The organism is Bradyrhizobium sp. (genome assembly GCF_052389815.1).
In the GTDB taxonomy this organism is placed as follows: Bacteria; Pseudomonadota; Alphaproteobacteria; order Rhizobiales; family Xanthobacteraceae; genus Bradyrhizobium.
This window is the reverse complement of the sequence record NZ_JBQTHN010000229.1, coordinates 1-13,329: the sequence shown is the minus strand read 5'-3', so window position 1 is coordinate 13,329 and position 13,329 is coordinate 1. Positions and strand designations below refer to the sequence as shown.

The window sequence follows — 13,329 nt, the reverse complement described above, 5'->3', positions numbered from 1 at the left end:
TCGGGCCTCGGGCCGAGTTCGAGCACGCGTTCGCCGAGGACGTCCATGATCTTCTCGGCCATGGTCACACCATCTCGATCAGCATGGCGCCGCCGAGGCCGCCGCCGATGCATTCGGTGGCGATGCCGCGGCGCGTACCCAGCCGCTTCATGGCGTTGACGAGATGAAGCACGATGCGGTTGCCCGACGTGCCGACGGGATGGCCGAGGCTGATCGCACCGCCATCGACGTTCAGCCTGGCGCGATCGAGCTCGCCCGCCGCGCCGTCGAGGCCGAGCACTTCCTTGCAGAACTTGTCGTCATTCCAGGCGGCGAGACAGCCGAGCACCTGCGTCGCGAAGGCTTCATTCAGTTCCCAGGTCTCGACATCCTGCAAGGTGACGTCGTTGCGCTTGAGCAGCGCGGTTGCCGACAGCACGGGCCCAAGGCCCATGATGGACGGATCGAGCGCGGACCACTGGCTGTCGATGATGGCGGCCTTCGGCGTCAACCCGTGCTTCACCACGGCGTCTTCGGAGGCGAGGATCACCCAGGAGGCGCCGTCGGTGATCTGCGAGGAATTGCCGGCGGTGACCTGGCCCCACGGCCGTTCGAACACCGGCTTCAATTTTGCCAGCGACTCCGGCGTCGAATCCGGACGCACGCCATCGTCATGATCATAAAACTTGCCGTCGCGCGAGAAGGCGATTTCGAGTTCACGCTTCAGGAAACCTTCGGCCTGCGCATGCGCCAGTCGCTTGTGGCTCTCGGCTGCGTAAGTATCCGACTGCTCGCGGGTGATGCCGAACAGCTGGCCGACGACTTCGGCGGTCTGGCCCATGTTGAGTTCGGTGATGGGATCGGTGAGGCCGCGTTCGAGGCCGATGATCGGCTTGAGGTAGGATGGCTTTACCTTCAGCGCCGCCATGATCTTCGCAGCCATGCCGCGTGCGCCCGCCAGCCCCGCGAACCAGCGGACGCCGGCCTGCGGCCAGACCAGCGGCGCGTGGCTGAGCGCTTCGGCACCGCCCGCCAGGATCAGGTCGGCGGCGCCTTCGCGGATATAGCGAAACGCCGTATCGATCGACTGCATGCCGGAGCCGCAATTGATCTGCACCGTGAAGGCGACCATTTTCTCGCCCATGCCGAGCCGCAGCGCGGCAACCCGCGCCGGATTCATCTCGTCGGCAATGACGTTGACGCAGCCAAGGATGACCTGATCGAACGCCGTCGGCGCAAAGGGCTGCCGCGCCAAGAGCGGCCGGCCGCATTGCACGGCGAGATCGACCGGGGTGAACGGACCCGGACCCGAGCGAGCCTTGATGAACGGCGTCCGGCTGCCGTCGACGATGAAAACCGGTCGCGCCATCAGCTCGCCGCCCTCTGTTCGCCCAATCCCTGGAAGAATTGATGCACGCCGGCGCTCTTCTTGTAAATCGGCGACAGCGCCTCGGGCGCGAAATCGTCGACCTCGATCACCTTCATCACGGCTTCATGCGCAGCGGCGATCTTCTCGCCCTCGCCCTGGGTGATGACGCCCTTCTTCACGCCTTCCTTCCAGTCGTCGATGCGCGCGGCGTGCAGCCGCTTGCGGATATCCTCCGAGGCCGCGTAGAGGCGGAACGCCTTTTCCAGCCGCGCCAGGCCGCGGTCATCATCGACATGGGAGAGATCCGGCGTCAGGCGCTCGCGTGCCGCCGACGGCTCCAGGATGAGCTGGGCGCATCGATGCACCACGCGGTCGGCCGGTCCGAGCACGCGGGCACCCCACGGCTGCAGGAAGAATTTCAGCAGCACGGCGACGAAGCGGTTCGGCAGATTGCCGAGGATTTCCGCAAGCCGGTTCTCGATGGTCTTGAAGCCGCTCGCCATGCACCATTCGAGTGCGGCGAAATCGGCGTGCTGGCGGCCCTCCTCTTCCCAGCGCTTCAGTACGGCGGAGAGCAGATACAGCTCGGACAGGATGTCGCCGAGCCGCGCGGAGATCATCTCCTTGCGCTTCAGCGCGCCGCCAAGCGTGAGCAGCGCCATGTCTGCTGTAAGCGCAAAGGCGGAGGAGTAGCGCGAGAGCTGGCGATAGAAGCGGGTCGCAAGCCCCGCATCGGGCGCGGGCGCAAAGATGCCGCCGCTCCAGCTGCGGCCCCAGGCGCGGAACAGCGTCTTGAAGCTGTGGCCGACATGGCTCCAGAGCGACTTGTCGAATTCTTCCAGCCCGCGCACGCGATCGGCATCGCGCAATGCGTTCATCTCGGCGAGCAGATAAGGATGGGCGCGGATCGCACCCTGCCCGAACACGATGAGATTGCGGGTCAGGATATTGGCGCCCTCCACCGTGATGCCGACCGGCACGGCGCGGTAAAGACTGCCCATGTAGTTCTGCGGCCCGTCGATCACGGCCTTGCCGCCGTGAATGTCCATGGCATCGTCGATCACGATGCGCATCCGCTCGGTGGCATGCAGTTTCATGATCCCGGAGATGACAGCGGGATGATGACCCTGGTTGAGCGCGGCGCAGGTCAGCCGGCGCGCGGCGTCGAGCAGATAGGCCGTGCCGGCGATGCGGGCGAGCGGCTCCTCGATACCTTCGAACTTTGAGATCGAGATGCCGAACTGTTCGCGGATGCGGGCATAGGCGCCCGTGGTACGCGCGGCATAGGCGGCGCCGGCGGCCGACAATGACGGCAGCGAGATGCCGCGGCCGGCGGCAAGCGCGGTCATCAGCATTTTCCAGCCCTGGCCGAGCCGCTCCTGGCCGCCGATGACGTAATCGAGTGGGATGAAGACGTCGTGGCCCCAGTTCGGGCCGTTCTGGAACATCTGCATCGCCGGCAGGTGACGATGGCCGATCTTGACGCCCGGCAGATGCGTCGGGATCAGCGCCACTGATATGCCCAGGTCTTCCTGCTGGCCCACGAGATGGTCGGGGTCGTAGGCCTTGAAGGCAAGGCCGAGCAGCGTCGAGACCGGGCCCAGCGTGATGTAGCGCTTGTGCCAGTTCAGCTTCAGGCCGATCACCTCCTGCCCCTCGAAGGTGCCCTTGCAGATCACGCCCTTGTCGATCATCGAGGCTGCATCCGAGCCCGCCTCGGGACTGGTCAGGCCGAAGCAGGGAATATCGCGGCCGTCGGCGAGGCGCGGCAGCCAGCGGTCCTGCTGTTCCTTGGTACCGAAGCGCATCAGCAGCTCGCCGGGCCCGAGCGAATTCGGCACCATCACGGTGACGGCGGCCGCCAGCGAACGCGACGACAATTTGCGCACGACCTCGGAATGGGCATAGGGAGAGAAGCCGAGCCCGCCGAATTCCTTCGGGATGATCAAGCCGAAGAACTTGTGGCGTTTGATGAACTCCCAGGCTTCCGGCGGCAGGTCGCGCCATTCCCAGTTGATCCTCCAGTCGTCGAGCATGGCGCAGAGCTCGTCGACGGGACCGTTGAGGAAGGCCTTCTCCTCGTCGGTCAGCGTCGCCGGCGCGTTCGCCAGCAGCTTCGACCAATCGGGATTGCCGGTGAAGAGATCGGCATCCCACCAGACATCGCCCGCCTCCAGCGCCTCGCGCTCGGTATCGGACATCGGCGGCAGCACGCCGCGGGCAAAGGAGAAAATGGGCTTGGTGATGTAGTCGCGGCGAAAGCTCATGGGATTACCTCAAGGTTCGGCGCAGATGGCGGGAATTCTAGCCGAAAGTGCCCGTTGCGGGTGAACACTTCGCTTTGAAAAAAGAGCGAAATTGACGCGGCCAGGGTTGCCGTTTGTTAACGGCAGGGGGCCGGCTTCCGTTCCGCGGGAGCGTTGGTTTGGCTGCGGCCTGGACACCGCGAGATGTGCGCTTAAGAGAGCATTACCTGATCCAGTTGTCATCCAACTGGGGCCGTCCAATCCAGGCTCTGTTAAGACATCGTGTTGCCCAGTCGGGCCGCGGCTTTCCTTGTAGTCGGGCCTGAGCTTCCTGATAGGGACCGACGTAGCGAAGGCGGGTTGGTATTTTCGGATATACGCGTCGTATGCGCGCAAGCGCGCGCTCGGTGGCTTTCCTGTCACGTTCGTCGAAGGCAAATCCGAAGCCGATGCGCAACCCGTCTGGCAGCAGCTGGGCACTGAGGGCCCGGTACCATCGCTGCGGCCGCAACCATGGCCGTCCGCTGGCGAAGATCTGTCCGGCCACCTCGCGTGCCGCGGTACTGACGGACAAAATATCCGATTGCATCATGGCCGCGTTGTAGGCGGCGAATGATTCCCAATCCGCCGGCAAGTCGGCCGACGTTAGCCCGAACAATGCGCCATAAAGCCGGCTTTCAGCCCAGTATCGCTCGCGCTCTTCGACCGAGAGCGGAGGCAAAATCATGTCGTGTACGATGAGAGCGGTCTCGACAAGGGTAGCGTGAACCCAACGCAACGCTGCGACCTCGTTGGCGCGGTAGGGTGAGCCACGATCGAAGGGACCGATTGCTTCGGGCAGGCTTCCGACGATCGTGGTGTGACGCTGATGCAGGCGTCGGGCAGCAGCAAGGGCCTTGTCCAGTGAGCCGAACACCATCGTAAACACAACGTCAAAGGTTCGATGGAAGCGACCGATTGGATCTGCGAAGGTCCGAGAGTGCTCGGCGACGGCGGCAGCGATCCAGGGATGCGCCAACTGAAGGAGCAAGGCACGTCCGGCACCCAAAAAGATGACCGCTTCTCTGTCGATCCGCCAAGTGATCGAAGCTGGACCAAAAATCCCCTCAGCCGACCCGGCAGCCCGAGCCCGCACGAGATCAAGAGCAGCCTCCAGGTCGCTTTGGGAAACCAAACGCGCACCTTTCGAAACGAACGGGGATAGATTTGTTCCACCCATCTGCGCAGTCTATCGCAACTCAGCAGGCCAGAGCCCTGTATCTTTGCGATTGCAGGATCGATCTTGTCCCCGCGGGCGGCCCCTTGCCTCTCCATTCGGCCCCGTCGATCAATGCCGCATCGAGAGCAGGCAGACGGAGAGGACTTCATTTCCGGTTCGCTGCCGGCTGTTCGTTGAACGCGACTTCCATGCCCTTCTTCACGAGCTTCGCCAGGCGGTCGGCGTCCCAGTTCGTCAGGCGCACGCAACCATGGGATTCCGCCTTGCTGATCTTGGATGGATTGGCGGTGCCGTGAATGCCATAGCCCTCCGACGAAAGCCCGATCCACTGGGAGCCGACGGGATTGTTCGGACCGGGCTTGATCGTGAAGGGCCGCCGCGATCTGACCTCCCTGAACCTGTATTCGGGGTTGTAGCGATAATGCGGATTGGCGTCGATCGAGATGATCTTGAGCGTGCCGCTGGGCGTCGGCTTTTCCTCGCTGCCCACGGTCGCCGGAAAGAAAGCGACCAGTTCGTCCGCGTTTCCGAACACCTTTACCGTCTGCCTGACCTTGTCGACCTCGATGCGGGAAACAGCCGGTTTGGCGTCGCTCGTTGCGACGTTTGCCACCGAAATCTGCTGGCCGGCCTCGTCAAGCTTCTTGCCGGGATTGAGCGCTTGCAAGAGCGCCTCGCTCATGTGGAATTTTTCTGCGATCGCTTCGCGCGGGCTCGTGTAGTTCAGCGACTTCAACTCCCGCATGTCTTCCATCCTGGCGGGAAGCTTCTTCAGGAACTGCCCCTTCACGTCCTTGTCCGCGATCCTGTAGTCGACGATGATCGGGTCGGAGCCGGTTGCGATCAGCGCGCTCCAGATTTCGGGTGTCGGCGTCCGCCCGTCGAAGGCAAGGCCCTTGGCTTCAGAAAACGCACGCAAGGCCTTGACGGCATTTTCGCCGAGCTTGCCGTCGATCTCGCCGGGCGAGAATCCGGCGCGGTCCAAAAGGACCTGCATCCTTACGACGGCGGGATGGATCTTGTCCTTGGACGGCGGCCTGCCTGGCCAATCCGCGTTGCTGATCGATGCCGCGTCGAGCCCGGCCAGAGCGGGACCGACGAGGCAAACGAGCAGAACCAATCCTGCAAGCCAGCGCTTCAAGGCAATCTCCGAAACACCGTTTGATAAACACCTGGACGGATCGGAGTTCCTTCGTGCGACGAAGCAGCCTCAATCCGGCCGGACCATCTCGAACATGTTCTCCGGCTTGATCTCGAAATAGTCGCCGCTGCGGCCGGCGCGCACGATCGGCCTGGCCAGCGCGGTCTGGTAGACGCCGTCCCTGATCAGGGCCTTGTCGATGTGGACGGCGACGACCTCGCCGAAGGTGACCCAGGCCTGCGCCTTCTCGCCGTTGGCGCCCTTGAGCTGGACGATCTCGGTCAGCTTGCACTCCATGGCGACCGGGCTTTCGCCGACCCGCGGCACGCCCACGAGCTTGCAGGGCACCGCCGTGAGCCCTGCAACATTGAACTCGTTGACGTCGCGGGCGACGTGGGCGGCGGTGGCGTTCATCTGCTGCGCCAGATCCCTGATGGCGAGATTCCAGACGAACTCGCCGGTGTCCTGGATGTTGCCCGCGCTGTCCTTCCAGTTGGTGGAGGAGAAGCCGATGATCGGCGGCTTGTAGCAGAAGGCGTTGAAGAAGCTGTAGGGCGCGAGGTTGACGTTGCCGCTGGCGTCGCGCGAGGAGATCCAGCCGATCGGGCGCGGAGCGATGATGGCGTTGAAGGGATCGTGCTTGAGGCCGTGGCCCTTGGCGGGCTCGTAGTAGTGCAGGTCTTTTTCGGTCACGCGGGAATGTTCCTGTCCGATACAGTCATTCCGGGGCGATGCGCAGCATCGAACCCGGAATGACTGAGACTATAACGGCTATCCCGCCGTGCGGCTATTTCGCCTTGCGCGGCTCCAGCGCCCGGAAAATGAAATCGATCATCTGGTCGATCGTCGCGCTGGGCTTGTTGATGGCCTGGGCGATCATCTGGGGGTGGAAGAAGCGGACCATGCCGGTGCAGGTGCAGAGCGCCGCCAGCGGCAGGTCGGGGGCCTCGAACTCGCCGGACTCCACGCCCTGCGCGATCACCTGGCCGATCATACCGGTGACGCATTCGATATGGATGACGCAGACGTCCCAGTCCTCCTGCATTGCGATCTCGACCATCTCATGCAGCTTGCTATCGCCGACATAGCGCTCCGTGTTCATGCGATTGATGGTCTTGAGCAGTTCGCGGAGGCGTGGCTTCGCCGGTCCGGGCTGGGCGGCGATCCGCCGCGCCTCGATTTCGACCTCGCCCATGAGGGTGCGGGCCACGCCCTCATGGATCGCCTTCTTCGAATCGAAGAAGCGATAGACGTTGGCGGGGCTCATCCGCAATTCCTTGGCGATGTCGGCGACCGTGGTCTTCTGGTAGCCGAGCTGCCGGAACAGACGCTCCGCCACCACGAGGATACGCTCGCGGGTGTCGGTTTCGATATGTTCTGAAACTAGCGTCATGATCCTGATCTCAATGTTCAATTATTCGGCCGCTTCGGCAAGCGGAAATGCGGGTTGTTCTTCCTTGCCATGCTGCGGCGCGGCAGCAGGCTTTTCGGCGCCGCCGCTCTCTTCCAGGCTCTTCCTGAACCACAGGGCATAGAGGCCCGGCAGGTACAGCAGCGTCAGGAAGGTCGCCACGAAAAGTCCGCCCATGATGGTGATCGCCATCGGGCCCCAGAACGCCGAGCGCGACAGCGGGATCATGGCGAGAATCGCCGCAAGCGCGGTCAGCACCACCGGGCGGGCGCGGCGGACGGTGGCCTCCACGATCGCCTCGCGGCGGGTCAGGCCGTGCGCGACGTCGGTCTCGATCTGGTCGACCAGAATCACGGTGTTGCGCATGATCATGCCGGCGAGCGCGATCAGGCCGAGCAGCGCCACGAAGCCGAACGGCTGGTTGGCGACATTGAGACCCAGCGAAGCGCCGACGATGCCGAGCGGCGCGGTCAGGAACACCAGCGTCAGGCGCGAGAAGCTCTGCAGCTGGATCATCAGCAGCGTCAGCATCACCATGACCATGACCGGGAAGAGGATGAAGATCGAGGCGTTGCCCTTGGCGGACTCCTCGAACGCTCCGCCCGGCTCGATCCGGTAGGCCGGCTCGAGCCTGTCGCGGATGTCCTTCAGCTGCGGCCAGATCTGGTTGGTGACGTCGGGCGCCTGCACGCCGTCGACGACGTCGGTGCGCACGGTGATCGCCATGTCGCGATTGCGCCGCCACATGATCGGCTCCTCATGGGAATACTCGATCCTGGCGATCTGCTGCAGCGGCACGGCGATGCCGCCCCGCGAGGTGATGGTGAGGTCGCCAACCTTGCCGAGGTCGAGCCGCTCGGAGGGCGCGGCGCGGGCGACCACGCCGACCTTCTCGATGCCGTCGCGCACCGTCGTGACCTGCGCGCCGGAGATCAGCATCGCCAGTGACTGCGAGACCTCCTGCGGGGTGAGGCCCAGCGCGCGGGCGCGATCCTGGTCCACCACCAGCTTGAGGTAGGGCGACTGCTCGTTCCAGTCGAGCTGGACTTCCTTGACGTTCTTGTTGGCGCGGACGACGTCGCGCACCTGGTAGGCGATGTCGCGCACCTTGTTGGCGTCGGGCCCGACGACGCGGAACTGGACGGGGTAGCCGACGGGCGGACCGAAATTGAAGCGGTCGACGCGGACACGCGCCTCCGGCAGCGCGCCGCCCTCGACCGCTTTCTCGATCCTGGCCATGATGCGCTCGCGCGCCTCGACATCCTTGGAGACGATGACGATCTCGGCAAAGGCCTCGTTCGGCAGCTGCGGGTTGAGACCGAGCCAGAAGCGCGGCGAGCCCTGGCCGACATAGGCGGTGTAGGTGTTGATGTCCTTGTCGCCCTTCAGAAGCTCCTCGGCCTTCTTCACGGACTTCTCGGTCACGTTGAAGGCGGTGCCTTCCGGCAGGCGCAGTTGCAGGAACAGCTCGGGCCGCTCGGACAGCGGGAAGAACTGCTGCTGCACGTTACCGAAGCCGACGATGGATAGCACGAACACGCCGACGGTCGCGGCCACCACCTTGATGCGATGCTCGACGCACCATTGCACGACGGCGCGCAGGCCGCGGTACATGCGCGTCTCGTAGACCGCATGCGGGTCGTGGCTGGCGTGGCGGGCGAGGTTCGGCAGCAGCTTGACGCCGAGATAGGGCGTGAAGATCACGGCGACGAACCAGGAGGCGACCAGCGCGATCGCGACGATCCAGAAAATGCCGCCGGCATATTCGCCGACCGCCGAATTGGCAAAGCCGATCGGCAGGAAGCCGGCCGCAGTGACCAGTGTGCCTGTCAGCATCGGAAAGGCGGTGGATTCCCAGGCAAAGGACGCGGCGCGGACGCGGTCCCAGCCCTGCTCCATCTTCACCACCATCATCTCGACCGCGATGATGGCGTCGTCCACCAGTAGACCAAGCGCGATGATCAGCGCGCCGAGCGTGATGCGGTGCAAATCGAGCCCCATCGCGCTCATGACGATGAAGACGATGGCGAGCACCAGCGGCACGGAGGCGGCCACCACGATGCCGGTGCGCCAGCCCAGCGCCAGGAAGGAGACGAACAGCACGATGCCGAGCGCCTCGATGAAGGAGCGCACGAACTCGCCGACCGCATGCTCGACCACCTTGGGCTGGTCGGCGATCTGCTCGACCTCGATGCCCTGCGGCACGGCCTTCATGAAGTCGTCGGTGGCGGCCTTGACCTCCTTGCCGAGCTCGAGAATGTTCGCGCCCTTCGCCGTCACAACGCCGATGCCGAGCGCGGGCTTGCCTTCCTGCCGCACCTTGAAGGTCGGCGGATCGACATAGTCGTGGGTGACGGTCGCGATATCGCCGAGCCGGAACACGCGGCCGTTGCTCTCGACCGGGGTTTCGGCGACGGCCTTGGCGCCGTCGAGCGCTCCGGTGACGCGCAGCGGCACGCGCTGCGCCGAGGTTTCCACCGTGCCGGCCGGCGTGACGTTGTTCTGCTTGGCGAGCGAATCGAACAGCGCCTGCGGCGTGATCCCGAGGGTTGCGAGCTTGGCGTGGGAGAATTCGACGAAGATGCGCTCGGCCTGGGCGCCGTAGAGGTTGACCTTGGTGACGCCGTTCACCTTGAGCAGCCTCTGGCGCAGGCCTTCTGCGGTCTTCTTCAACTGCTTGTAGTCGGCTCCCTCGCCCGTCATCATGTAGAGGATGGAGTCGACGTCGGAGAACTCATCATTGACGACGGGACCGAGCAGCCCCTGGGGCAGCTGGTCCTGCACGTCGACCAGCTTCTTGCGCAGGAAATAGAAGAGATAAGGCACGTCCTTCGGCGGGGTGTTGTCGCGGAAGGTCACCTGCATCGCGGCAAAGGACGGCTTGGAATAAGTCTGCACCTTCTCGAAGTACGGCAGCTCCTGCAGCTTCTTCTCGATGGGATCGGCGACCTGGGTCTGCATCTCCTGTGCGGTAGCGCCGGGCCAGATCGCGGAGACGTTGACCACCTTCACTGTGAAGAACGGGTCCTCGGCGCGGCCGAGCTTCGCATAGGAGAAGTAGCCGGCGACGCCTAGGATGATCATCAGGAACAGGACCAGCGTCGGATGGCTGACCGCCCAGCTCGAGAGATTGAAGTGCTTCATCTCGCTCTCCTGAAAGAACCTTGTGGTCGTTCCGGGATGGTCCGAAGGACCAGACCCGGAACCTCGAGATTCCGGGTTCGATGCTTCGCATCGCCCCGGAATGACTAGGAAACTCAGAACGACAACGAGGAGACCACGCGCACCTTCTGCGCGGGGTCGAGCTTCTGCACGCCGAGGGCCACGACCCTGGCGCCCTCTTCGACGCCGTCGGCGATGACGACGTTGTCGGATTCGTACGCCTTCACCGTCACCGGCTTCAGCGCGACGTTACCGGACCCGTCGACGACATAGAGCGAGGGGTTGCCGCCCTGGTTGTAGAGTGCCGACAGCGGCAGCTTGGCGACGCGGTCGGTGGCGGGGTCGGCGAGCGTCAGCGTGGCGGTCATGCCGAGCGAGACGCTGGCACCGGCGCCGGGCAGCGAGAACTTGGCGAGATAGGTGCGCGTGGCGGGATCGGCCGACGGCGCAATCTCGCGCAGCCTGGCCGCATATTTCTTGTCCGGCTCCGACCACAGCGTGACGGAGGCAACGCCTTCCTTGGCGCGGCCGACCAGCGTCTCGGGAATGGCGACGACGGCCTCCTTCTCGGCAAAGCGCGCGACGCGGATCGCGGATTGGCCCGCGGCAACCACCTGGCCAGGCTCGATCAGCGTCGCGGTGACGACGCCGCGGGCATCGGCCACCAGCGTCGCATAAGACAGAGAGTTTTTCGTCAGCTCGACCTGGCGCTCGGCGCGATTGAGCCGCGCCCTCGCTTCGTCGGCGCCGGCGCGCGCCGCATCCATCTGCGCGTCCGTGGTCCAGCCCTTGGCGCGGAGATCCTTGGCGCGCTGCTCGGAAGCCGCCGCCTGCGCCAGCACGCCGGTGGCGGCGGAAAACTCGGCCTGGGCCTGCTCGGCCTGCAGCTTCAGATCGACCTCGTCGAGCAGCGCCAGCGGCTGGCCAACATCGACGGTCTGGCCGACCTCGACGAGGCGCTTTGCCACCTTGCCCGGAACGCGGAACCCCATATCGGTCTCGATCCGTGGCCGGATAGTGCCGACGAAGCTGCGCTCCGGGGAAGCGGCTTCATATTTCACGGTGGCGACCAGAACCGGGCGGCCCGGAACGACCTTTTCGGCGGTGGATTCATTGCAGCCGGTCAGCCCGATTGCCGCAAACGCCAGCAGCGCCCCCGTCAAGAGCCTGATATAGCTGGATAAAATCGATCGGACGAACATCGGACATTCCTCTGCTGAGCTGCTGAGGAGTATCGAGTGTTCACTGACGAATGTCAATAATCGTCACTAGACACATATCTGTGAGTTAATGGTGAGTTAACAGGAGGCCTCTCCGGACCCGGTAAATCCGCGGGCAAACCGATATGGTGCGGCTCCCCGCCCAATGGAGCCCGCATGGTTCAGATCCGCACGGCTATCGACTTCTACGAGCGCCATCCGATCTCGGTGCAGATCATCCTCGCCAAGCTCGAGGCGGCGCGCGGGACGCTGGAGGGGCTCAAGCCGGACGACCTCTTCGCGCACGACCAGGATCATTATGGCGGGCTCGGCGCCAACGACGCGCTGGCGCTGGCGGCCCGGATCGGCATCGGCAGCAAGGTCGTCGATCTCTGCGCGGGTCTCGGTGGGCCGGCGCGCTATCTCGCGCATCGCTACGGGGCCATCGTCACCGGCATCGAGCTGACGCCGGCGCGCGTCGCCGGCGCCGCCGAGCTGTCACGGCGCGTCGGTCTCGAAGGCCAAGTGCGCGTGCTCGAGGGCAACGTGATGGACCTGCCGCTGCCGGATGCGAGCTTCGATGCCGTGGTCAGCCAGGAAGCGCTATTGCATGTTCCGGACGTCGCGCGTGCATTCGGCGAAGCGCATCGCGTGCTGTGCCCGGGCGGGCGCATCGCCTTCACCAACTGGGTGATGCACCGGCCGCTCGCCGAGGCGCAGCGGCAACTGCTGTGGGACGGCATGGCGGCGGCGACGCTGCTTGGCATCGAAGGGCATGCCGAACTGTTGCGACGTGCCGGCTTCGAGGTCGAGGCAGTGGACGACGAGACGGACGCGTGGGGCGTGATCCTCGGCGAGCGGCTGCGCATGTACGAGAAATTGCGCGGTGAGGCCCAAGCGGCCGGCAAGCCGTCCGGCCATGACGACTTCTATCGCTCCTACGTGCTGTTCGTCGATCTCGTGCAGCGCAAGGCGATGGGCGGGGCAAGGTTCACGGCGGTGAAGCGGTAGAGAGGCTCTCGTGCCCCGGATGCTGCGCAACGCGCCGCATCGCGGCGTGGTGCGCTGCTGATCCGGGGCCCATCACGGCGGCATGGATCCCCGGTCTGCGGTGCACCGCTGACGCGCTGCACCGCGTCCGGGACACGAGATTGGTGCGTCTACCGCCGGCGGGATTTAGCGACGCGCCGCTTCGCTGCGGTCTTCGTCTTGCGGGCGGTCTTCGTGCTCGCCGCTCGGCTCGATGTCCCTGCGGCAGACTTTTTCGTGGACCTCGCCGACGACTTGCGGGCCGATTTCTTCGCGCGCCTCCTCGACGTCTTTCTTGTCGCCTTCTTCGCCGCCGGCTTCCTGCGCCGCGGCCGCGCCTCGGGTATCGGCGCCATCATCAAGGGATCGGCAACCAGGCCGTCGGCGGCCAACGGCACATAGGCGACCGAGCGCTGCTCCGCCTTCGAAGCGGCGGGCGGTTCGGGTTTCAGCGCCGCGCTCGCCGCCTCGGTCGCGGTCTTCGCCACGTCGCGAACGGTGTCGGCGAACTTCTCCATCAGTGATTTGTCTTTTGCCATGATGCCTCCGGTCATGCTTTTTCCGGACTAACCGG

General features: G+C 64.7%; 10 protein-coding genes. 1 reads left to right on the top strand and 9 read right to left on the bottom strand.

The window, feature by feature from the left end; all coding sequences use genetic code 11:
* Positions 1 to 64: 64 nt before the first annotated feature.
* The 8 genes from ACT4OC_RS30435 to ACT4OC_RS30400 form a co-directional block, all read right to left on the bottom strand.
* Positions 65 to 1,348 carry an acetyl-CoA C-acetyltransferase gene (locus ACT4OC_RS30435; RefSeq protein ID WP_444842769.1) on the bottom strand — a complete coding sequence of 428 codons (1,284 nt, stop codon included), beginning with the start codon at positions 1,346 to 1,348 and terminating at the stop codon, positions 65 to 67.
* Positions 1,348 to 3,615, bottom strand: a complete 2,268-nt coding sequence (locus ACT4OC_RS30430) for an acyl-CoA dehydrogenase (RefSeq protein ID WP_444842768.1) — start codon at positions 3,613 to 3,615, stop codon at positions 1,348 to 1,350. The genes ACT4OC_RS30435 and ACT4OC_RS30430 overlap by 1 nt, the downstream gene beginning before the upstream one ends.
* Before the next feature lie 202 nt (positions 3,616 to 3,817).
* A complete protein-coding gene (locus ACT4OC_RS30425; RefSeq protein ID WP_444842770.1) occupies positions 3,818 to 4,768 on the bottom strand; it encodes an oxygenase MpaB family protein in 951 nt (316 codons plus the stop codon).
* 190 nt (positions 4,769 to 4,958) lie between these two features.
* Positions 4,959 to 5,954, bottom strand: a complete 996-nt coding sequence (locus ACT4OC_RS30420) for a L,D-transpeptidase family protein (RefSeq protein WP_444842767.1) — start codon at positions 5,952 to 5,954, stop codon at positions 4,959 to 4,961.
* Between the two features lie 69 nt (positions 5,955 to 6,023).
* Positions 6,024 to 6,647, bottom strand: coding sequence for a flavin reductase family protein (locus tag ACT4OC_RS30415; protein ID WP_444842766.1), 624 nt, complete (start codon positions 6,645 to 6,647; stop codon positions 6,024 to 6,026).
* 94 nt (positions 6,648 to 6,741) lie between these two features.
* The gene (locus ACT4OC_RS30410) at positions 6,742 to 7,347 is read right to left on the bottom strand and encodes a TetR/AcrR family transcriptional regulator (protein ID WP_444842765.1); all 606 of its coding nucleotides are present in this window, start codon (positions 7,345 to 7,347) and stop codon (positions 6,742 to 6,744) included.
* Between the two features lie 21 nt (positions 7,348 to 7,368).
* Positions 7,369 to 10,509, bottom strand: a complete 3,141-nt coding sequence (locus ACT4OC_RS30405) for an efflux RND transporter permease subunit (protein ID WP_444842764.1) — start codon at positions 10,507 to 10,509, stop codon at positions 7,369 to 7,371.
* 113 nt (positions 10,510 to 10,622) lie between these two features.
* Positions 10,623 to 11,729: an efflux RND transporter periplasmic adaptor subunit gene (locus ACT4OC_RS30400; RefSeq protein ID WP_444842763.1), complete on the bottom strand. Its 1,107-nt coding sequence runs from the start codon at positions 11,727 to 11,729 to the stop codon at positions 10,623 to 10,625.
* A 174-nt stretch (positions 11,730 to 11,903) separates the two neighbouring features.
* On the opposite strand from ACT4OC_RS30400, the gene ACT4OC_RS30395 reads away from it, so the two are divergent.
* Positions 11,904 to 12,737 (top strand): class I SAM-dependent methyltransferase, encoded by an 834-nt coding sequence (locus ACT4OC_RS30395; protein ID WP_444842762.1) that lies wholly within the window; start codon positions 11,904 to 11,906, stop codon positions 12,735 to 12,737.
* Positions 12,738 to 12,886: 149 nt separating this feature from the next.
* Here the strand turns inward: ACT4OC_RS30395 and ACT4OC_RS30390 are convergent, their stop codons facing one another.
* On the bottom strand, positions 12,887 to 13,294 hold the full coding sequence (locus ACT4OC_RS30390; RefSeq protein WP_444842761.1) for a hypothetical protein: 408 nt from the start codon (positions 13,292 to 13,294) through the stop codon (positions 12,887 to 12,889).
* Positions 13,295 to 13,329 lie beyond the last annotated feature (35 nt).